This window comes from Pseudomonas sp. URMO17WK12:I12 (genome assembly GCF_000514395.1).
Classification (GTDB): Bacteria; Pseudomonadota; Gammaproteobacteria; order Pseudomonadales; family Pseudomonadaceae; genus Aquipseudomonas; species Aquipseudomonas mucoides.
Genome location: NZ_AZVV01000015.1, coordinates 189,796 through 209,883, shown reverse-complemented (window position 1 = coordinate 209,883; position 20,088 = coordinate 189,796). Strand labels below are relative to the sequence as shown.

Genomic DNA, 20,088 nt, shown 5'->3' with positions numbered 1-20,088 from the left:
CGTCGGCAAGGTGCGCTCCGTGCGCATGCACGTCAGCATGAATTACTTCCAGGCCCTGCGCCCCAACGCCCTGCGCTGGACCGCCCCCGAGGAAAACTTCTCCAGCGTCATCGCCATCTATGCCGGACACTTCCTCGACATGCTCTTCACCGCCACCGGTTGGCCCGTGAGCGTCTCAGGGTTGATGGTCAATCAGTTCCCGAAAGTGACCATCAAGGAAACCGGCGAAGTGCTGGACAGCACCGCCCCCGATCAGCTCGTACTCAGCGGCATGCTTGAAGACGGCGGCGTGATTTCGATCCACATCGAAGGCGGCAAACGCAACGGCTCAGGCGTGCAGATCGACATCACCGGCGACCAGGGCGACCTGAAAATCACCAACCGTTCGGCATTTGGCGAGGTCGGCGATGATTACGTGATCGAAGGTGCCCACGGCGACAATCTGGCACTGGAAGCACTGCCACTGCCTGCCAGCTATCAGCGCTTGCCAGAATCGTCATTGCCTTCGGCGGTGCTGGAACTGGCTGAGCTGTATTACGTGTATGCGCAAGATGTGGTCGACGGCAGCCATGGTGCGGCGACGTTCAGCGATGCATTGCGACTGCATCAGTTGCTAGATACTGCAAAAAGCGGAACTCAATCACCCCTCAAATGAGTGAGCGGCGATTTTGACAGGTGTGGAATTCGTCGAGATCGATCATATCCAGATTGCCCAGCGTAGACGCATCGGTGCGAGCTCGTGCGCCCCGATGCGCCAAGCAATCTCAGTAGGCATTTTTCCGATCATTCAAGCATGACTTCTTACTCGACTAATTCCGGAAAAGTTGCACCAAACATCGGTAGGCCGCTGGCGGAGCTGATCGCTGTGGCTTCGTCCTGGAGAACGTCCCAGTGCTCGACCAAAATGCCATTTTCGATACGGACGATGTCTACAGCGATGAGCGCAGTCGGACTACCGTTTCCAGAGAAACGGCCATGAACCATCACTTTGTCATCCTCGGCCATCATTACGCTGTGTTCATAAGTCAGTGTAGTGGGCAGACTTTTGATCAAGTCAAATAAACCCTGCCGTCCTGGAGGGATAAGCGCACTGTGCTGGATATAGTCCGCAGACCAATACTCCTCGGCTGCAGCGTAGTCGCGTTTATTGAATAAAGTATCGAAAGCTTTAAGCACGATCGATTTATTTTGCACTTCAATATTCATAGTTGCTCCTGATTGTATATTGAGACTTGGAGAAACAGAACGCCGACCATTCGAGCCCTGACGGACAGTTACAGCGACAGGGTTGGCCTCTCGAGCGATTTTTAAATTCCGTCAAGTCCAGTTATGAAAAGGCGAACAAAGGACAACGCCTCAGAGTTCCGCACGCTGTAGGTAATACATCCTAGCCTTGCGGATTTAACCGTATAAGCCGAAAAACCGACATTTCATGCCATACCGCTCAACTAACGGAGAACTTCTATACGTAAATCTTCTTTGTTAAGCGTCAGGAGCAACCGCAGATCTGAGTCCACGGCAGGCGCGTAGCCGCCCTCGGATACCACTAGACTACGAAACACCCGCAGAACGATTTAGCCAATCTGTTGCGTCGACCGGTTGAATCCACAGCCAAAAGTAGCCGTTCATGAACCGCAGCTTTTTGACCCAAAGTCGAGTGACTGCCGGTCTACACCGCGTCCACGTCATTGACCGGCAACGAAGCAAACATTTCAGCGCGGCACACCTCAAGGATCTCATCCGCCAATGCGGAATCATCCGGGCAGGCACGTGACAAAATAATTGCACCGACAGCACGAGACAGCAGGTCGATCATTTTCTTTCTCCCCTCACCCGAAGCGGCATCCGGCTTCGTCGGATATTTGTCCCCGAGCGTTTGCAAGGTGTGCTCGATCCCTTCGGCAAACGTCGCTTTCACATCATCCGACTGACGCGCCGCGTCGCCACACAACGCGGCCATGGTGCAACCGTTGCCACGTCCGTCCCGATGTTCCCTCGTCACATAGACGTCGATGAAGCCCGGAACATCGAGCGATTCAGCACCTTCCAGCGATTTGGAAAGGCTGCTGGCCGAGGCTTCGGCCATCAGGTCGGCCTTCGAGCCGAAATGCTTGTAGAAACCTCCGTGGGTGAAACCGGCAGCCGCCATGAGATCCGATATACCGACGCCGTCGAAGCCACGCTCACGGAACAGCTCAGAGGCCGTCTCAACGATGTGCTCCCGATTGGCCTGCGCCTGGGCCTTGGTCACTCTCACGTGCAATACCTCATGTCCACTGGGAAATCATGGGCCAATGATACATAGATGTTGATCACAATCAAAACCGTTGACAGTTTAGATTTCGATCATCATCCTAATTGCACGCACCGCCGACCTCCCTCAACAGGCACGGAAGACATACCCGATGACCGACCAGAATCTGTTCACCCCTTACACGCTTGGCGCCCTCACGCTGTCGAACCGTGTCGTCCTCGCGCCGCTGACGCGCAACCGTGCAGGCCAGGGCTTTGTGCCAAGTGAGTTCGCGGCCACCTATTACAGCCAACGGGCCAGCGCAGGCTTGCTGATCAGCGAAGCCACGCAGATTTCCCGACAGGGCCAGGGCTATCAGGACACTCCCGGGATCTACACGCAGGCGCAGATAGATGGCTGGCGTTCAGTGACCGATGCCGTCCACGCCAAGGGCGGAATAATCTTCCTGCAACTGTGGCATGTCGGTCGGGTGTCGCACGTTGATCTGCAAGAAAACGGCGCCGCTCCCGTGGCCCCTTCTGCGTTGCGCGCCGCCACCAAAGTGTTCGTCAACAACCGCTTTGAAGACGTCTCCGAGCCGCGCGCACTGGAGATCAGCGAACTGCCGGGAATCGTCACCGATTTCCGCCAGGCCGCGGCAAACGCTGTCGTCGCCGGGTTCGATGGCGTGGAGATTCACGGTGCAAACGGCTATTTGCTGGATCAATTCCTCAAGGACAGCGCCAACGTGCGCACCGATGCTTACGGCGGCTCGATTGAAAATCGTGCGCGTCTGCTGCTTGAAGTGACGGCAGCCGTCGTCAATGAAATCGGCGCGGATCGCACCGGTGTGCGCCTATCGCCTGTGTCGCCGGCCAATGGCGTTTCCAGCAGTGATCCGCGGGCGCAATTCGATTACGTCGTCGATCAACTCAACGCCCTCGACGTCGTTTATCTGCACGCAGTCGAAGGTGCAACCGGTGGCCCCCGCGACGTGGCGCCATTCGATTTCGGCGCCCTGCGCCAGCGCTTCAAAAACACCTACATCGCCAACAACGGTTACGACCTGGACCTGGCGACTTCGCGGCTCGCCGAAGACCAGGCCGATCTGATTGCGTTCGGTCGTCCGTTCATTGGCAACCCGGATCTGGTTGAGCGCCTCAAGAGCGGCGCGCCGTTGTCCGCCTTCAACCCCGCCACCCTCTATGGCGGCGGCGCGGCAGGCTACATCGACTACCCGACGTTGGCTGAATCGGGCGCCATCGCAAGCTGAGCAATCAATGACCGCGCTATTTGTTTTCACACATCCTGAAAGAGAGATGACCCCATGAGCATTCGTCCTACCGTCCTCATCACTGGCGCCTCCACTGGCATCGGCGCCGTCTACGCCGAACGCTTCGCGCAACGCGGCCACGATCTTGTATTGGTTGCCCGAGATCAGGCACGCCTGGACGCACTTGCAGCGCGCTTGCGCAGCGAACACGGCGTCGCCGTCGAAGTGATTCCGGCGGATCTGACCCAACTCAGCGATCTGACAACCGTTGAAGCACGCCTGCGCGACGACGCCCGTATCGACATCCTCGTCAATAACGCTGGCGCCGCGCTGTCCGGCAACTTCATCGACCAAAGCACCGACAGTGTTGCGCAATTGGTCGCCCTCAACACCACGGCGCTGGTGCGGCTCGCCAGCGCCGTCGCCCCACGCCTGGCCAAAGCAGGCGAAGGCGCGATCATCAACATCGGTTCGGTGGTGGGCCTGGCGCCCGAGTTCGGCATGTCGGTCTACGGTGCGACCAAGGCGTTCGTGCTGTTCCTTTCCCAAGGCCTGAGCCTGGAACTTTCGCCCTTGGGCGTTTACGTGCAGGCCGTGCTGCCGGCCGCTACCCGCACGGAGATCTGGGATCGCTCCGGCATCGACATCAACACCCTGAACGAAATCATGGAAGTGGGCGATCTGGTGGATGCCGCACTGGTCGGTTTTGATCGGCGTGAGCCAGTGACGATCCCGCCGCTGCACGAAGCTGAACGCTGGGATGACCTGCAGACCGCACGTCAGGGCCTGCTGGGGCAGATCCGCCAGTCTGCGGTTGCCCAGCGTTACCAAATCCCACAGTGATCTTTTTGTAGCGAACACCCAGCCAGGATTCGATGCAGGCGCCCAAGGCACTGCATCGAAAGCGGCCCGCTGTTCGGAGTAGACATGGCTCCCACGAATACAAATAACCCCGCTGGCTCGCCGACATCGTTCGTCAATGCACCGAACCAGTCGATCACGGTCAACGGCATTCCCTTCGCCTATCGCGACATCGGCCCCACGACCGGTGTGCCCCTCGTACTGTTCAACCATTGGGGCGCGGTGCTGGACAACTTCGACCCCGGGATCATCGATGGCCTGGCACAAACAAGGCGCATCATTGCCACCGACTATCGTGGGATCGGCGGCTCTGGAGGAACCGCGCCACTGACGGTCGGCGAAATGGCAGACGATGCCATTCAACTGATACGCGCGCTGGGTTTCGAGACAGTTGATGTGCTCGGTTTTTCACTCGGTGGCTTTATCGCTCAAGACCTCGCCCTGAAGGCGCCCGAATGGGTGCGCCGCTTGATTCTCGCCGGCACCGGACCGGCCGGCGGCCCCGGTATCGACAAGGTCGGTTCGGTGACGTGGCCATTGATGCTCAAAGGCTTGCTGACCTTTCGCGACCCCAAGTTCTACCTGTTCTTTACTTCAACGCCCAACGGCCGCCGATCCGCCTCGCAGTATTTGCGACGCCTGAAAGCACGCCAAAAAAATCGCGATAAAGGCCCGACGCCCAGCGCTTTTCTCCGGCAGTTGAAAGCCATCACCGCGTGGGGCAAACAGGTCCCTCAAGACCTCGGGCGCTTGCGCACGCCGACGCTGATCGTCAACGGCGATAGCGACATCATGGTGCCCAGCATTAACTCGATTGGGCTGGCCAACCGCATCCCCAATGCACAACTTGTGATTTATGAGGATGCCGGCCACGGCGGCATTTTCCAGCACTACGCTGACTTTGTGGACAAGGCACTGACGTTCCTTGATGCCTGATCAACGCGACGCCGTAAAAGCACCGCCCACCCCCATTCCAACCGACAAGAGCCGCACAACGATGAAGGCATTTTTAATTGATCGCTACGGCAAGAACACCGGGCGCATTGGCGAAGTCCCCGCCCCCGCGGTGGGTGTCCACGACGTCTTGATTGAGGTACACGCCAGCAGCGTCAACGTGCTGGATTCGAAGATCCGCAAAGGCGAATTCAAACTGATCCTGCCCTACTCATTTCCACTGGTACTGGGCAATGACCTGGCGGGCGTCGTGGTTGAAGTTGGCTCGCAGGTGAAGCGTTTCAAACCGGGAGACGAAGTCTACGCTCGCCCGCCAGAAACGCGGATCGGGACGTTCGCCCAATTGATCGCCGTGAACGAAAACGCAATCGCCCTGAAGCCTGCCAATACCGACATGGCTCAAGCCGCGTCGATCCCTTTGGTCGCACTGACCGCCTGGCAAGCGCTGGTCGAAACCGCCCAGTTGAAAAAGGGCCAGAAAGTGCTGATCCACGCCGGCTCCGGCGGTGTCGGCACCCTGGCCATCCAGCTCGCCAAACACCTTGGCGCCTTTGTCGCGACCACCACCAGCACCGCGAATGTCGAATGGGTAAAGGCGCTGGGGGCCGATCGGGTGATCGACTACACACGACAGAATTTCGAAAGTGTCTTGCACGACTACGACGTGGTGTTGAACAGCCTCGGCGCGGACGTGCTGGAGAAGTCACTCAAGGTCCTCAAGCCCGGTGGCCAACTCATTTCCATCTCGGGACCACCCACTGCGCAGTTCGCGCAGGAGCAAGGATTGTCCTGGCCATTGAAGCAAGTCATGCGCCTGCTGAGCCTTGGTATTCGGCGCAAGGCACGCAAGCGGGACGTCAGCTACGCGTTCGTGTTCATGCGGGCCAATGGCGCGCAACTGCAACACATCACCGCGCTCATTGAGGCCGGAATCATCAAACCTGTGATTGACCGCTCCTTCACCTTTGAATCAACGGCAGAGGCATTGACGTACGTCGAGCAGGGACGAGCCAAGGGCAAGGTCGTTGTTACGATCAAATGACTACGCTGCCTGTCGATGAGTCGACCACAGAGGCCGCTGAATCGATGTATGGTTTCGATCAGTTAGCCATCACCTCGTCCAGTGCCTGCTCGAGGGTGCTGACCGTGCGCTCGATGTTGTGCAGCTTTTCGAGTCCGAACAGACCGATGCGGAAGGTCTGGAAATCAGCCGGCTCGTCGCATTGCAACGGCACTCCGGCGGCGATCTGCAGGCCATGGTCGGCAAATTTCTTGCCGCTCTTGATGTCGGCATCATCGGTGTAGCTCACCACTACGCCTGGGGCCTGAAAGCCGGCTGCGGCCACGCTTTTGATACCTTTGCCGGTCAACATGGCGCGCACCCGATCGCCCAGAGCCTGTTGTTCGCCGCGGACCTTGTCGAAACCGTAGGCTTGCGTCTCGTTCATCACGTCGTTAAATCGCGCGAGGGAATCGCTGGGCATGGTCGCATGGTAGGCATGGCCGCCCTGCTCGTAAGCCTGCATGATCTGAAGCCACTTTTTCAGGTCGCAGGCGAAGCTGCTGCTTTGCGTCTGTTCGATGCGCTCGAGGGCCAAAGCACTGAACATCACCAGGGCGCAGCAAGGGGAAGCGCTCCAGCCTTTCTGCGGTGCGCTGATCAACAGGTCGACTGCGCATTTGTGCATATCAACCCACAGCGCGCCTGAGGCGATGCAGTCCAGCACGAACAGGCCACCCACCGCATGCACGGCGTCGCCGACGGCCCGCAGGTAGTCGTCGGGCAGGATAATCCCTGATGAAGTTTCAACGTGGGGGGCGAAGACAATCTGCGGCTTCTGCGCCGCAATGGCGGCCAGCACTTCGTCCAGAGGGGGTGGGGCGTAGGCAGCCTGGCGCCCCGTCTCGACCGGTCGGGCTTTGAGCACCGTAGTGGCCGCCGGGATGTTGCCCATCTCGAGGATCTGGCTCCAGCGATAACTGAACCAGCCGTTGCGTATCACCAGACACTGCTGGTCGGTGGCAAACTGCCGCGCCACCGCTTCCATACCGAATGTGCCGCTGCCCGGGACCACCGCAACAGCCTGGGCGTTGTAAACCTGTTTCAGGGTCCTGGAAATGTTCTTCATCACGCCTTGAAATGACTGCGACATGTGGTTGAGCGAGCGGTCGGTGTAGACCACTGAGTACTCGACCAGCCCCTCGGGATCGATACTGGGATAGAGCTTTGACATGGAGTGACTCCTTTGGCAGAGATGTCAGTGGTATCGACCCTGCCCTAAGCCTTGGCAAATGACAAGATCGCTCGGGATTGAATGGCGACTTCTGCGGTCGATAACGTCCTGTTACGAAGGGCAGCCGCCGCCGCTCGAATAAAGCTTAGGCAGGCTTGAAACAGTACGCGGCCAGTTTGTTACCGTCGAGGTCCCGGGCATAGGCGGCATAAGCATCGGGTGCCCAGCCCCGTGGCCCCGGAGCGCCTTCGTCGGTGCCGCCACAGGCCAGCGCTGCCGCGTGGAAGGCGTCGATGGCGGCGCGATTCGGTGCTTCAAAGCTGACAGTGACACCGTTGCCGACGCTGGCGGGAGCGCCGTTTGCCGGTTTCAGCACGAAAAAGGACGGGGCATTCTCACCCCAGATCGATCCATTGTCTTCCAGGTCAGCGATGCGTTTCTGGCCGAGTGCGCCGAGTACGTTGTCGTAAAAACGGCGAGCCTTTTGCAGATCGTTGGTACCGACGGTGACGTGAGTGAAGATGCTCATTTTGATGCTCTCTTTTTTAAAAACCAGGTGGGTGGGCATTGCGGTTTGCCCGTGCGCGAGACGTCTGACGCTCGACGCCAGGGCGATTCAATCAGCGATCGAAGTGGATAACGGTGCGAATACTCTTGCCTTCATGCATCAACTCAAAGGCCTTGTTAATGTCTTCAAGTCCCATCGTGTGGGTGATGAAGGTGTTGAGCGGGATTTCGCCGGTCTGGGCCTTCTCGACATACGTGGGCAATTCGCTGCGGCCTTTTACACCGCCGAAAGCGGAACCGCGCCAGACACGACCGGTGACGAGCTGGAACGGACGGGTACTGATTTCCTGACCGGCGCCGGCGACACCGATAATCACCGACTCGCCCCACCCTTTATGGCAGCACTCCAGGGCCGCGCGCATGAGATTGACGTTGCCGATGCATTCAAAGGAGTAATCCACGCCGCCCTCAGTCATCTCGACAATCACGTCCTGAATGGGCGTGTCGTGATCCTTCGGGTTGATGAAATCGGTAGCGCCCAGTTGCCTGGCGATGTCGAACTTGGCCGGGTTGATGTCGATTGCGATGATCCGCCCGGCCTTGGCCATGGTCGCGCCGATAATGGCGGCCAGGCCGATGCCCCCGAGACCGAAGATCGCCACGCTGGCGCCCTCCTCCACCTTGGCCGTGTTGAGCACCGCGCCAATGCCGGTCGTCACACCGCAACCGAGCAGGCAGACCTTGTCGAGTGGGGCGTCCTTCGGAATTTTGGCCAGGGAAATTTCCGGCAGCACGGTGTACTCGGAGAACGTCGAGGTGCCCATGTAGTGGAATATGGGCTGGCCCTTGTAGGAAAAGCGGCTGGTACCATCGGGCATCAGGCCCTTGCCCTGAGTCGCACGGATCTTCTGGCACAGGTTGGTTTTGCCGGATGTGCAAAATTTGCACTCGCCACATTCGGGGGTGTACAGCGGGATCACATGATCGCCCACCGCCAGGGACGTCACCCCCTCACCGACCGCCTCGACGATACCACCGCCTTCGTGGCCAAGAATGACGGGGAAGATCCCTTCGGGATCGGCACCGGACAAGGTAAACGCATCAGTGTGACAAACACCTGTCGCAACAATACGTACCAGCACCTCACCGGCTTGGGGCGGTGCTACATCGATTTCCACAATGTGCAATGGCTGGTTCGCCGCGAAGGCGACGGCCGCTCGTGATTTGATCATGTTCGTAATTTCTCGGACGCGAAGTAGAGCCGCCTCTGTGTAGAAGCAGTAAAAATCAGTAGTAAGCGTGTGTTCAGAGGGACGTTACAAAGGGCGGGCATCCTTGCCCTCAAGATCGGTTAGAGCGATGCCTCGATCTTTTTTGCCGCCGCTTCATCTACCCAGGCGTGCCAGACTTCCGGGTGTTCCTTGAGGAACATCCTGGCCAGCTTCGGAGATTCGATGCGTTCCCGGGTCATCCTCGCCAGGTTCTGATTCAACAGGTCGATGGGAATGTTGACCTTCTCCAGAACCGCGACCAGTTCGGGAGCTTGTTCATGAAAAGCCTTGGAGAGTCCGACCATGGTGATAACGTCTTTGTTGGCGCCCGTCTTTTCTTCCAGTCTTATCGCATCGATCTGCCCCATCAGCGGTGTCGGTGACCAGTAATAGAACAGTACCGGTTCACCGCGTTTATAGCTGGACAGGACCGCCGCATCCAATGCGGCACCGGTGCCTGGACGGAAATTCGTGAAGGTGTTTTCGAGACCGTACTCTTTCAACATCTCGGTATTGTCCTGCTCACAAATCCAACCCGCGGGACAGTTGTAGAAGCGGCCTTTTGAAGGTTCCTCAGCGTCGTGAAAGACGCTCGCGTACTTGCTCAAGTCAGCAACTGTCTTGAGGTCAGGAGCTTGCGCTGGCCTGTTACGTTTAACGTCCCCTTCAACAACATAGCGCGGTACATACCAGCCCTGTGTCGCACCAATAATAGGCGCGCCAACCCCGACGACTTTTCCGGCTGCCGCAGCCTTTTTCCAGACCTCGCTGCGTTCCATCCATTCTTCGCCAAACACCTGAATGTCGTTGCCGGCCAGAGCGGTCTCAAGAATGATGGTATTACCCACCAACTGATCCGTTACACAGCCATAACCGTCCTTGAGCACGATCATCATGATGTCGGTCAGGAGCATCCCGCTCTCCCAATTCAGGCCGGCAAATTTCACCGGCTTGCCCGACTCACACCATCCTGAAGCCTGGCTTGAAGCACTACCAACGAGCAGGCCAAGGGTGAGCAACGAGGCCAGCAAACTCTTCCTGTTTTTCATGATCAGACGCTCCGAATGATTATTATTGGGGGCAGCGAACTGTTGTGTGCAACACAGGAACAAACGAGTCCATCAGATTCAGCATGGACAAGTCTGTGCGCATACACGTGAAGCCAAGGCGTGAATCAATTGCTTTTATTGTGATTGGCGAAACTTAAACCGGGTCTACGGAGGTGCGTCCGTAGAACAACTGGCGGGCATAGGCACTGAACTCAACATTGGGCTGGTCCACGTACGCGAACACCGCATTGAGCCTCAGCCGGTCCCCTTCCACCGGCGTCACCCGGTGCAATGAATAGCGGCCGCGAAACAATGTCAGGGTGCCGGGAACTTGAGGCAAAACCTCTACCTGCTGTGTTTTCGGGTCATCGAGGAATTGCCTGACCGCGTCATAACAATCGTCGTTTTCATTGCGCAGCATGCGCACATACTCGAAATCCCCACCGGCATTCGCCGCCTGAAGAGACAGCGTGACGCTGAAGTCGGAACGGTCAAAATGCCAGCCCAATTCCTGCCCTTCCGTGAAGCCCTGCAAGTTAAGGGCAGCTAATGGATCGGCATGGCGATAGAGCGCGTCCAGCGCCAATACATCTTTGATGAAAGCAAGGACGTCGTCCGACTGATAGATCTGCCTGATCAAATGCTCGGCCGGAATATCGGCGTAGGCAACGGTGTCTTTTGCCGTGTTCATCAATCGTCTTAGCGGATGTTGCGGATCAACGCTTTCATCTTGAGGCTTGAAGTAAACCGTGTGGTTTTCCCGAAAATGAAACATGCGCGAATGCAGGGCTAGTGTCTGATCTGCCATCTCGACAACCGATGGATCGCGAACAAAACCCGGGAAGATTGCAACACCCTCCTCCCCCAGCAATGACTGGCTTTGAGCAACCAGTGCAAGGTAGGCGGGACTGGTGCGGTCAGTAATGGGATAACGCTCAAGGTCGATGATATCGCCCAGGGTCAGTGCAGGTGTGAAAGGTAAGGTAGTCATTTTTGTTGGTCTCCAGTGGCTCTGCTGGATTCAGATTGCATCGTCACAAAAAACAAGTCACGCTCATAATTTTACGCAATTTTGTGAATTATTTTCAGGTCGCCTGCCATGAGACTCACACTGGATCACCTTGTGATGCTGCAAACCCTATCGGAGGTGGACTCGGTAACCGCCGTTGCCGAGCGCCTATGGCTGACGCCCTCGGCAGTCAGTCACCGCCTACGCGAAGCCGAGCGGCGGCTGGGTGTCAGCCTGACGGAACGATCAGGAGGAAAGCTCAGGCTCAGCCCTGCTGGCGCACGCCTGGAACGAGCAGCCAAAGACATCATTGCGATACTCAATGAAGCCGAGTCTGAGGCCAGGTCGATGGCCGGTGGCGTCACGGCGTTTGTACGCATGGGTGTCACCTCCTACGGCCCGTTTCGCTGGATTCCGAAATTCATCAAGCACTACTCAAGTCTGCGGCCAGACATCGAAATCACGCTGGTGACCGTGCCCCGTAATGACGTTTATGCGAGCCTGATGCAAGGAAGACTCGATGTGTCCATCATCGATGACGGCATGGTGCCTAGCGGTGTTGCCAGGTTGCCGCTTTTTCGGGACGACTTGATTGCGATCATGGCAACCGATCATCCCCTTGCCGGAAGGAAAAACATCTACGCGCAAGACTTCAAGACCTACAACCTGGTGACGTATTCGACCGATCGCGCCAGCGGCTGGGAATATGACCGTTTCTTCGCCCCCGCCAGCATTTTGCCGCGCCGCATGATCACGGTGGAGTTGATCGAAGCCATCGTCGAATTGGTGCGCTCAGGCTACGGAATCAGCATCTTGCAACGCGATTTGGTAGCCCCCAGCCTTGAGCGCGGGGAACTTGCGTGGGCGTCCCTGAATGACGGTCTGGATATCGCCTGGAACGCGATCATTCGCCCCTCGGAACGGGAAGACAGTGAGGTCAATAAAATGGTTACAGAGCTGGATAGCTGGATTAAAAATGCAGGAAAACCTGAGCACGGCTAATCGCTGTCTGGCCTGTGGGCTTTCCTTCCCGTCGACTCGACACCGCCTGGAAAGCCCCTCCACGCTCACACCTGATCCATCGCCTCGACCAGCCCCATATCCTCACCCAAAAACCCGCCGCTTTGATGCTCCCACAGCCGCGCATAGAGGCCGTTCTTCCCCAGCAGTTCGGTGTGGGTGCCCTGCTCGATGATGCGTCCGTCATCCATGACGATGAGCCGGTCCATGGCCGCAATCGTGGACAGCCGATGAGCAATCGCGATCACGGTCTTGCCCTGCATCATTTCATCGAGGCTTTCCTGAATCGCGACTTCGACCTCCGAATCCAGCGCGCTGGTGGCCTCGTCCAGCAGCAGGATCGGGGCGTTCTTGAGCATCACCCGGGCAATCGCGACGCGCTGGCGCTGGCCGCCCGACAGCTTGATGCCGCGCTCGCCCACCAAGGTGTCGTAGCCGGAGTGACCTTGCCGGTCGCTCAGTTGGCTGATGAACTCGTGGGCCTGGGCATTGGCCGCGGCGGTGCGAATTTGTGCGTCGCTCGCATCGGGACGGCCGTAGGCGATGTTGTCGCGAATGGAACGGTGCAGCAGCGAGGTGTCCTGCGTGACCATGCCGATGGCGCCGCGCAGGCTGTCTTGCGTCACGTGTGCGATGTTCTGGCCGTCGATGCGAATCTCCCCGCTGTCGACGTCATAGAAGCGCAGCAGCAGGTTGATCAGCGTGGATTTGCCGGCGCCGGAGCGGCCCACCAGGCCGATTTTTTCGCCCGCGCGGATGCTCAGGCTCAGGCCATCGAGCACCTGGCGTTCGCCGTTGTAGTTGAAGCTCACGTTATCGAAGGTGACCGCGCCACCGGAGGTCACCAGCACGCCCGCGTCCGGGGCATCCTTCACCTTGGGACCGCGGGTAAAGGTGGCCATGCCATCCTGCACGGTGCCGATGCTCTCGAACAGCGAGGTCATTTGCCACATGATCCAGTGCGACATGCCATTGATACGCAACGCCATGGCGGTGATGGCCGCCACGGCACCTGCGCCGACCTCACCCTGGTGCCAGAGCCACAGTGCATAGCCACCGGCTGCCATGATCAAACCCACCACCAACGCCTGGTTGACGATCTCGAACTGGCTGACCAGGCGCATCTGACGAAAGCCGGTTTGCTTGAAATCCTCCATCGCGGCACGCGCGAAATGCGCTTCACGATTGGAGTGGGAGAACAGTTTCACCGTCGTGATGTTGGTGTAGGCGTCCGAGATACGCCCGGTCATCATCGACCGCGCATTGGCCTGTTCCTGCCCGACTTTCCCCAGGCGAGGCACGAAGTACAGCATGGCCAGCCCGAACAACGCGACCCAGGCAATGAACGGCAGCATCAGTTTCAGGGCGAAGCCGCCGGCCAGGGCGATGATCGCGATGAAATACACCCCGATCCCGGGTGCGATCTCGATCAGGGTGAACAGCACGTCGCGCACGGCCAGCGCCGTCTGCATCACCTTGGTCGTGACGCGGCCGGAAAACTCATCGGAAAAAAACGAAAGGCTTTGCCGCAGCATCAGGCGATGGAAGTCCCAGCGCAGCCGCAACGGCAAGTTAATCGCCAAGATCTGGTGCTGCACCATGGTGCGCAACGCCACCAGCCCGACACTGGTCACCATGACGATGCCGATGCCCCACAACACGCGACTTTCCTGCGCAGCCGCTTCACCGCCGGCCTGCCAGGTCGAGAGCAGGTCCACGACCTGGCCGAGGAAGGAAAACAGCCAGGCTTCGTAAATCGACACAGCGGCACTGAGCAGCGCCAGCGCAAGAATGTAACCGCGGGCGCCCCGCGTACAGGCCCACAGGAAGCGAGCCAGGCCGGCGGGCGGTGGTGGCACCTCATCAGGAGGAAAAGGGTCGAGCCTTCGTTCAAACGCACGAAGCATGGTGTTCTCCAAAACGGTCAAGTTGAGGGGATTCTGCCATTGAACGGTTGCTTTGAGGGTTTTGCGACGTTGAGGTAGACGCTGTTGGCAAGATTTCAGGCCGTGCGCCGCATCGGCGAAACGTTGAGCGACGCCGAAGGTGTTGCCTCAGCGGACGCCGCCAGCCGATGCTGGGCCATGAAGTCGACAAACACCCGCAGCTTCGGCGAGTGAAAGGGGCTGGCCGGCCACGGGGCACCACGCGGGATTGGGCAAGCTCCGCCTCCATGGTTTCCAGCTCATTGAATTTTCGCTGGCAGGCGTTGAGCACCTGCTGCCCTTCGTCGGTCAGTTGAATGCCGCGCGTACTGCGATGAAACAAACGCACACCCAAGCGCTGCTCAAGCCGCGCCACCGTCTTGCCGATGGCCGATGACGAAAGCCCCAGTTGATTGCCGGCCTCGGTGAAGCCCAAGGTCTGCGCGGCACGGGCGAAGATTTTCAGGGTGCTGAGGTTATCGAGCATGTTCATAGGGGCAGGCGCAGTGTGGCCACCCAATTGCAGCATGGCCTCAGCGCCAGTGACATCATCGGCCGAACCGGCGGTGATGAATTCATCGTGATCGCCCTGGGCACACCCTCCGGTCAACCCGGCGAGGGTCCATGATTCACCTCTAGCAGTCGCCTCCGTTTCAGCGTGGAAACAACAACGTCACCGCAAAACGAAACCCCCACCCCTGTGGCCCGTCATCCGGGCTGTCGAGCCAGTACCGTGGCCCGGCTTGCACCGTCAGGGGTTGCCCGCTGATTTTCAACAGTTGTGTGACCGTCAGATTGACCGGCACGGACCATTCGCGTGACTGCCAGTTATAGGTGGACTCAGTGTTCACCCCGTAGGTCGTGAGGGTGCTGGTTGTATAGGAAAGGAACGGTTGCAGGAAGGTCTGGTTGACCTTTTCCTTGTTGTCCGGCGGGCTGCCGTCCAGCCCCCAGATGTGGTTGGCGAGTATCCCGTGCGTCCAGCCATTGGCCTGTTTCAGCGCAACCGCGGTCGGGCCGATGCCCCACTGCTCGCTACTGAGCAATTCATCACTGCCGGTAGGAATCAATAGTGCCGGGCCGACGCCGAGTATCCAGCCACTGTCCGTGGGCTTTTTCGGCGAGAAGAAAAAGCTCTGGGTGATATCGCCAACACCGGACTTGTCCGCCGCGCCGTCAGGTGCCAAACCATGTTGATCAATGACCGGCAGGATCGTGCGTGAAATCAGGTTCCAGTCGTCATTGAGGGTAAATGGCAGGACCGGCTGAATATTGGTCACGCTGTGCATGCCCTCTCCGGTCGGCCCCATTTTCTGGTCCCAGTTGTACTGCACCGGCAGGCTGTACATGGCTGCCACCGGGTTGAGGGCTTGTTTGGCCAATTCTGCCGAGTCCTCAGCCTGGGCCATGGGCACGAAGCACAATGAAGCGAACAGTGCCGTAGAGGTGTAACTCCATCGCTGTATTAAATCCATTGCTCATCACCTGAATCGACAAAGCAAGAGATAAGCGTAGGCAACAGTGATCAATGTGCAATTTTCCCGAATCTCGCACGTCGACTCGGGTAGTAGAGCTGAAAACCGCCAAACCAGGGCGCCCAGCCTTCCAGTACTTGAATCAGGCACGCGGCATTGAGGGCACCCTCACCCGCCAGGCCACCAACGTCATGTCGGTTTTGCGCACCTCGCGCACCTGGTGTCAGCAGGTGCGCGAGGTAGCTTCAGCCTCAACAGAAAAAACGCGGCCCTGATGGTTACTGCTGCGTGCCGGGCAGCAGTTCAAAGGTGGGGGTAAACGGGGTAATGGCGGCCATCAACTGTTCGAAAGGTTTGTGATTGCCCACGAACGTGGCTTTGCCGGCCCCAACGAGTTGAGCGAAGCTGGTTTTCCTCGCCATTACGCCTTCAAGATCAGCACGATCAAGGGTGATCGTAAGGTCGGCATTTTTCGCTTGCTGCCCCTTGATATTGGTCAGAGTTGAATTGCTCAACTCAACCACAAACTGCTCACCGTTGTCGGGCGTCTTGAGATTCAAGACGAAGTGTTGATCCGCCACTTTGCTGCCATCCAGCGCGATGCCCAGGTACTCCAGCCACAACTCGGTACTCATGGCGCGAATCATGTCAGGCCCGGTGGTTTTGGGCGGTACACCCTTTGGCATGCCGTTGCGCAACTCATACGCCGCCGCAAGGAAGCTGTTGCGCACCCCTGCACTTTCCTTCTGATAACCGACCTGCTCATAGACGTCCGCAAGCAAGTCCTTGGCCTCGGTGTTCTGGGGTTCGGCATACACCAGCTTATTGAGAATTTCATAGGCTTCGCGGTATTTGCCCTGATCGAACAAGGATTTGCCCTTGGTCATGATCTTCTCTGAGCCCCCCATCATTTCCACGTACAGCGGTGCCGAATCCTTTGGTGACAGCGGCATCAGCGTCGCCGGGTTGGCATCCCAGTAACCGAGGTAGCGGTTGATCACGGCGCGGCTATTGTGCTCTTCGGAGCCGTGGTAGCTGTGGGTCGCCCAGTTGTTTTTCAGGCTGTCTGGCAATTTATAGACGTTGTGAATCTCGTTGATGGTGACGCCCTGGTTGGCCGCGTGCAGCACGGCGTTATTCAGGTTGGCGTAGGCGTCGCGTTGCGCGCGCATGATGTCCTGAATCCGCTCATTGCCCCAACGTGGCCAACTGTGCGCGGCGAACATGACGTCCGCCTGCTGTCCGTAGCGATACAAAGCGTTGTTGATGTTCTTCGACCAGACCAGCGGATCACGGACCAGAGCACCGCGCAGGGTGTAAATGTTATGGATGGTGCCGACGATGTTTTCCGCGGCCCAGAATGCCTTGAACTGCGGGAACCAGGTATTCATCTCCGCTGGCGCTTCGGTGCCCGGCGTACTTTGAAATTCCATTTCCACGCCGTCGATCGTCAGGGTCTCGAAATCTTTCGAGATATAGCGATTGGGTTCGATCAGGCCCATGTTGCCGATGGACGCATTTTTTCCGATGGCCATGTCGACGTGGCCATACGGACTGTGCGGCAACAACACGCCATATTGGAAAAATGCCCGCCGGGTCATTGCGTTACCGGCGTAGACGTTTTCAGCCACGGCATGTTCCATGAAACCGGTGGGTGCTATCAGCGGGATTTTGCCGCTGCGCACATCGGCCTCGTCGACCAACCCGCGCACGCCACCGAAGTGGTCGGCATGGGAGTGAGAGATCACCACCGCTACGACCGGGCGCTTGCCGATTTTTTCATTGATAAAGTCCAGCGCAGCCTTGGCGGTTTCCTTCGACATCAGCGTGTCGAACACAATCCAGCCCGTATCGCCCTTGATGAACGTGATGTTCGCCAGGTCAAACCCGCGCACTTGGTAAATCTTGTCCGGAACCACCTCGTACAGACCGAAGGCCATATTGAGTATCGCCTGACGCTGCAACGACGGGTTGATGCTGTCGTAGTCCTTGCCGTCGAGCAGGAAGTCATAGCTGCCCATGTTCCAGGCGACATTTCCGGCTTCGGCCATGATCTTGTTGTAGGTCGGTGCCGCAATAAAACCTTTCCTGGCCTCTTCAAAATCTCGTTTATCACCGAACGGAAGTGTCTTGCGTACACCGTTTTGCAGTTCGATCGTGTAGGCCGAAGGCGGTTTGCCTTTGGTATCGAAGTGCGCACTTTTTGTTGCGGAAGGATCAGAACTTGCGCCGTTTGCATCGGCAGCAAAAATGCCAGGACTAACGCCACAGCCCAGCGTCATTGCCAGTGCCAGATGAAGGGTCTTGTTGTGCATGAGGGGGTTCCTGTACCAAGGGCTGCCAAGAGCGTCAATGCGGACAATTGCGCTCGATTTTATTGTTGGGGTACGCGTCAACTTGACCCGCCAGGCCATGAATAGCATATTCATCTCATTACGAAAAATTCCGTTTCAGTGAGTTTCGATAACATAAAGGTTATGAGATGACACCCCGTCGCTTACGTCAGTTTTTGGCATTGATTGAACATGCGCACTTTGGTCGAGCGGCCAAAGCGTTAGGGGTTTCCCAGCCGGCACTGAGCAAAAGCATCCAGTTGCTGGAGAATGAACTGGGCGTCACGCTGTTCGACCGACGCCCTGAAGGCATTGCGCTGACGGCGTTCGGTCATTTGCTTCGTGAAAAAAGTCGACGCTTGTTAGTGGCCGAGGAAGATTTGCGGCGTGACATTGCCTTGCTGGCGGGAGGTGATATCGGAGCGCTGAAAGTGGCCTTGGGTCCCTATCCAAGTATGACCAGCGGATACACCAGCATCGCGCGGCTGCACGCCCGGCATCCGCACATCAAAGTCACGGCCCATGTTGCCGGATGGCGTGACGTGGCTCATCAGGTCGCGACCGGCGTAGTGGATTTGGGGATTGCCGAAATCAGCACTCTGGAGGGGCGGGACGAATTCACCTGTGAGTTGTTGGGTGAGCACCAGGGACGCTTGTTTTGTCGGCCTGGCCATCCTCTGCTTTCGCAAAAGCGGGCATTGACGTTGGCGCAAACACTCGATTATCCCTGGGTGGCTTCGCGTATTCCGCTGCGACTGTCCAGCCACTTACTCCCGGCAACGTTGGGCTGTGCCGGTGCATACGATGCAGTGAATGGTGATTTTGTACCGGCAATTGAAATAGACGTGCCCATGCAAATCGTTAAATTCGTCGAGAACAGTAACGCCCTGGCGGTAGGGAATTTATCGACTTTTGAGCGAGAGTTCCTCGCCGGCGAGGTCGTACCATTAATCCTCCATGACCTCGCCCTGCGCACCCGCTATGGTTTTATCTACCTGAAAGAGCGCTCACTGCCGCCCGCCGTCGAGGTTTACATGAACGAAGTGAGGGGTGTCGAAGAGGAAATTTGTCAGCGTGAAACCGTTCTGGCCCAAATGACAAGCGCAGTGAAAAAAGATCAAGGTTAGTGGTTCGCCTGCCGAAATATCATGCACTTTGGCGACAGCGCGGGATATTCAAGAACGCAACGCCGCGTGCATGAGCTATACCCAAGAGTCCCCCCACCGCACTTCTTCCACTATTGGAGGTTGGCAATGAAACTCTGTCCCCCCCTGTCAGCACTATTGATCACCGCAAGTCTCTTCGGCTGCACCCACTCATCAAACCCGTCAATGAATCTTCCTTTGACAGCGACCCAGAGGAACCCCGGTCATACCGCCACGACCACTTTGACTGGCGAAGGCAATCAAACCAACTTTGACTTCTACATAACCGGCGTTCCAAACGGAACCATCCTGCCCCCGCGCCTCTACACCTTCATCAACAAAGGTAGTTGCCAGCAACCCGGGCCTGCCGCGTTCGCCATGAACGATAAGGTCAATACCGAACCCAATGCGGGGACCGGCGGATGGACCTTTTACAGAAGCGCGCCGATAAAAATGCCAGACCTGTTATCTGGCAAGTACTCCATTGTCGTGCGTACTTCACCCGAGGATGGCAGCGCCGATATTTTCTGTGGCGATGTGGCGCACGCGACTCGATAAAGCACCTCTAGTCACTGTTGAGTCGAGTCGGGCTGTAGGTGGCGATTGTATTCTTGGTTGGGATTTATTCGGGTTGTAATCCTGGCGTTACATACACCACCCCAACATCGCAATCGCCCCGTCTACTTGAAAAAAACGCACTAGACTTTTCCTGCGCCTGTATCTGCGGAGGGTCATATCACAAGGGGAAAATGATTCTGTACGCAGAACCTAGGCTAATTGCTCGGTGGTCAATGCACCA

The 20,088-nt window shown here is 57.7% G+C and carries 19 protein-coding genes; 8 read left to right on the top strand and 11 right to left on the bottom strand.

The annotated features are described in order from the left end of the window. On the top strand, positions 1–655 hold a 655-nt coding region (locus tag D882_RS01000000131335), incomplete at its 5' end, for a Gfo/Idh/MocA family oxidoreductase (protein WP_032833630.1). 146 nt (positions 656–801) lie between these two features. Here D882_RS01000000131335 and D882_RS0121845 read toward each other — a convergent pair. Next, entirely contained in the window at positions 802–1,206 is a 405-nt protein-coding gene (locus D882_RS0121845) for an ester cyclase (protein WP_027925201.1), read from the bottom strand. A 463-nt stretch (positions 1,207–1,669) separates the two neighbouring features. Continuing rightward, positions 1,670–2,257, bottom strand: a complete 588-nt coding sequence (locus D882_RS0121840; protein WP_027925200.1) for a TetR/AcrR family transcriptional regulator — start codon at positions 2,255–2,257, stop codon at positions 1,670–1,672. A gap of 148 nt (positions 2,258–2,405) precedes the next feature. Between D882_RS0121840 and D882_RS0121835 the strand changes: the two genes are divergently transcribed. From D882_RS0121835 to D882_RS0121820, 4 genes are all read left to right on the top strand, one after another. Further along, positions 2,406–3,506, top strand: coding sequence for an alkene reductase (locus tag D882_RS0121835; protein WP_027925199.1), 1,101 nt, complete (start codon positions 2,406–2,408; stop codon positions 3,504–3,506). 54 nt (positions 3,507–3,560) lie between these two features. Next, positions 3,561–4,349 (top strand): SDR family oxidoreductase, encoded by a 789-nt coding sequence (locus D882_RS0121830; protein ID WP_027925198.1) that lies wholly within the window; start codon positions 3,561–3,563, stop codon positions 4,347–4,349. A gap of 84 nt (positions 4,350–4,433) precedes the next feature. Further along, positions 4,434–5,303, top strand: a complete 870-nt coding sequence (locus D882_RS0121825) for an alpha/beta fold hydrolase (protein WP_027925197.1) — start codon at positions 4,434–4,436, stop codon at positions 5,301–5,303. A gap of 61 nt (positions 5,304–5,364) precedes the next feature. Continuing rightward, complete coding sequence (locus tag D882_RS0121820; RefSeq protein ID WP_027925196.1) at positions 5,365–6,363, top strand: NADP-dependent oxidoreductase; 999 nt, start codon at positions 5,365–5,367, stop codon at positions 6,361–6,363. Between the two features lie 58 nt (positions 6,364–6,421). Here D882_RS0121820 and D882_RS0121815 read toward each other — a convergent pair whose 3' ends face one another. The 5 genes from D882_RS0121815 to D882_RS0121795 form a co-directional block, all read right to left on the bottom strand. Beyond that, complete coding sequence (locus D882_RS0121815) at positions 6,422–7,555, bottom strand: aminotransferase class V-fold PLP-dependent enzyme (RefSeq protein WP_027925195.1); 1,134 nt, start codon at positions 7,553–7,555, stop codon at positions 6,422–6,424. Positions 7,556–7,700: 145 nt separating this feature from the next. Then, entirely contained in the window at positions 7,701–8,084 is a 384-nt protein-coding gene (locus D882_RS0121810; RefSeq protein ID WP_027925194.1) for a VOC family protein, read from the bottom strand. A gap of 91 nt (positions 8,085–8,175) precedes the next feature. Then, the gene (locus D882_RS0121805) at positions 8,176–9,294 is read right to left on the bottom strand and encodes an S-(hydroxymethyl)glutathione dehydrogenase/class III alcohol dehydrogenase (RefSeq protein WP_027925193.1); all 1,119 of its coding nucleotides are present in this window, start codon (positions 9,292–9,294) and stop codon (positions 8,176–8,178) included. 119 nt (positions 9,295–9,413) lie between these two features. Next, a complete protein-coding gene (locus tag D882_RS0121800) occupies positions 9,414–10,382 on the bottom strand; it encodes an ABC transporter substrate-binding protein (protein WP_027925192.1) in 969 nt (322 codons plus the stop codon). Positions 10,383–10,536: 154 nt separating this feature from the next. Beyond that, a complete protein-coding gene (locus D882_RS0121795; protein ID WP_027925191.1) occupies positions 10,537–11,373 on the bottom strand; it encodes a hypothetical protein in 837 nt (278 codons plus the stop codon). Positions 11,374–11,481: 108 nt separating this feature from the next. Between D882_RS0121795 and D882_RS0121790 the strand changes: the two genes are divergently transcribed. Next, a complete protein-coding gene (locus D882_RS0121790; RefSeq protein ID WP_027925190.1) occupies positions 11,482–12,393 on the top strand; it encodes a LysR family transcriptional regulator in 912 nt (303 codons plus the stop codon). A 65-nt stretch (positions 12,394–12,458) separates the two neighbouring features. Here the strand turns inward: D882_RS0121790 and D882_RS0121785 are convergent, their stop codons facing one another. The 4 genes from D882_RS0121785 to D882_RS0121760 all read right to left on the bottom strand — a co-directional run bounded on the left by D882_RS0121785 (position 12,459) and on the right by D882_RS0121760 (position 18,126). Further along, positions 12,459–14,318: an ABC transporter ATP-binding protein gene (locus tag D882_RS0121785; RefSeq protein ID WP_027925189.1), complete on the bottom strand. Its 1,860-nt coding sequence runs from the start codon at positions 14,316–14,318 to the stop codon at positions 12,459–12,461. Beyond that, a complete protein-coding gene (locus D882_RS1000000133250; protein WP_256218457.1) occupies positions 14,302–14,946 on the bottom strand; it encodes a LysR family transcriptional regulator in 645 nt (214 codons plus the stop codon). Before D882_RS1000000133250 ends, D882_RS0121785 begins: the two co-directional genes overlap by 17 nt. Before the next feature lie 43 nt (positions 14,947–14,989). Then, entirely contained in the window at positions 14,990–15,745 is a 756-nt protein-coding gene (locus D882_RS0121765; RefSeq protein ID WP_371258956.1) for a transporter, read from the bottom strand. A 344-nt stretch (positions 15,746–16,089) separates the two neighbouring features. Further along, positions 16,090–18,126, bottom strand: a complete 2,037-nt coding sequence (locus tag D882_RS0121760) for an alkyl/aryl-sulfatase (protein WP_027925186.1) — start codon at positions 18,124–18,126, stop codon at positions 16,090–16,092. Positions 18,127–18,293: 167 nt separating this feature from the next. Between D882_RS0121760 and D882_RS0121755 the strand changes: the two genes are divergently transcribed. Together D882_RS0121755 and D882_RS0121750 are read left to right on the top strand one after the other, a co-directional pair. Continuing rightward, a complete protein-coding gene (locus tag D882_RS0121755) occupies positions 18,294–19,271 on the top strand; it encodes a LysR family transcriptional regulator (protein ID WP_027925185.1) in 978 nt (325 codons plus the stop codon). Positions 19,272–19,397: 126 nt separating this feature from the next. Continuing rightward, positions 19,398–19,847: a hypothetical protein gene (locus D882_RS0121750; protein ID WP_027925184.1), complete on the top strand. Its 450-nt coding sequence runs from the start codon at positions 19,398–19,400 to the stop codon at positions 19,845–19,847. The last annotated feature ends 241 nt before the right edge of the window (positions 19,848–20,088 follow it).

Bases quoted from the DNA above. Each gene is read 5' to 3' on its own strand.
- D882_RS0121845 (WP_027925201.1), bottom strand. From the start codon at position 1,206: ATGAATATTGAAGTGCAAAATAAATCGATCGTGCTTAAAGCTTTCGAT.
- D882_RS0121835 (WP_027925199.1), top strand. From the start codon at position 2,406: ATGACCGACCAGAATCTGTTCACCCCTTACACGCTTGGCGCCCTCACG.
- D882_RS0121830 (WP_027925198.1), top strand. From the start codon at position 3,561: ATGAGCATTCGTCCTACCGTCCTCATCACTGGCGCCTCCACTGGCATC.
- D882_RS0121825 (WP_027925197.1), top strand. From the start codon at position 4,434: ATGGCTCCCACGAATACAAATAACCCCGCTGGCTCGCCGACATCGTTC.
- D882_RS0121820 (WP_027925196.1), top strand. From the start codon at position 5,365: ATGAAGGCATTTTTAATTGATCGCTACGGCAAGAACACCGGGCGCATT.
- D882_RS0121815 (WP_027925195.1), bottom strand. From the start codon at position 7,555: ATGTCAAAGCTCTATCCCAGTATCGATCCCGAGGGGCTGGTCGAGTAC.
- D882_RS0121810 (WP_027925194.1), bottom strand. From the start codon at position 8,084: ATGAGCATCTTCACTCACGTCACCGTCGGTACCAACGATCTGCAAAAG.
- D882_RS0121805 (WP_027925193.1), bottom strand. From the start codon at position 9,294: ATGATCAAATCACGAGCGGCCGTCGCCTTCGCGGCGAACCAGCCATTG.
- D882_RS0121800 (WP_027925192.1), bottom strand. From the start codon at position 10,382: ATGAAAAACAGGAAGAGTTTGCTGGCCTCGTTGCTCACCCTTGGCCTG.
- D882_RS0121795 (WP_027925191.1), bottom strand. From the start codon at position 11,373: ATGACTACCTTACCTTTCACACCTGCACTGACCCTGGGCGATATCATC.
- D882_RS0121790 (WP_027925190.1), top strand. From the start codon at position 11,482: ATGAGACTCACACTGGATCACCTTGTGATGCTGCAAACCCTATCGGAG.
- D882_RS0121785 (WP_027925189.1), bottom strand. From the start codon at position 14,318: ATGCTTCGTGCGTTTGAACGAAGGCTCGACCCTTTTCCTCCTGATGAG.
- D882_RS0121765 (WP_371258956.1), bottom strand. From the start codon at position 15,745: ATGGCCCAGGCTGAGGACTCGGCAGAATTGGCCAAACAAGCCCTCAAC.
- D882_RS0121760 (WP_027925186.1), bottom strand. From the start codon at position 18,126: ATGCACAACAAGACCCTTCATCTGGCACTGGCAATGACGCTGGGCTGT.
- D882_RS0121755 (WP_027925185.1), top strand. From the start codon at position 18,294: ATGACACCCCGTCGCTTACGTCAGTTTTTGGCATTGATTGAACATGCG.
- D882_RS0121750 (WP_027925184.1), top strand. From the start codon at position 19,398: ATGAAACTCTGTCCCCCCCTGTCAGCACTATTGATCACCGCAAGTCTC.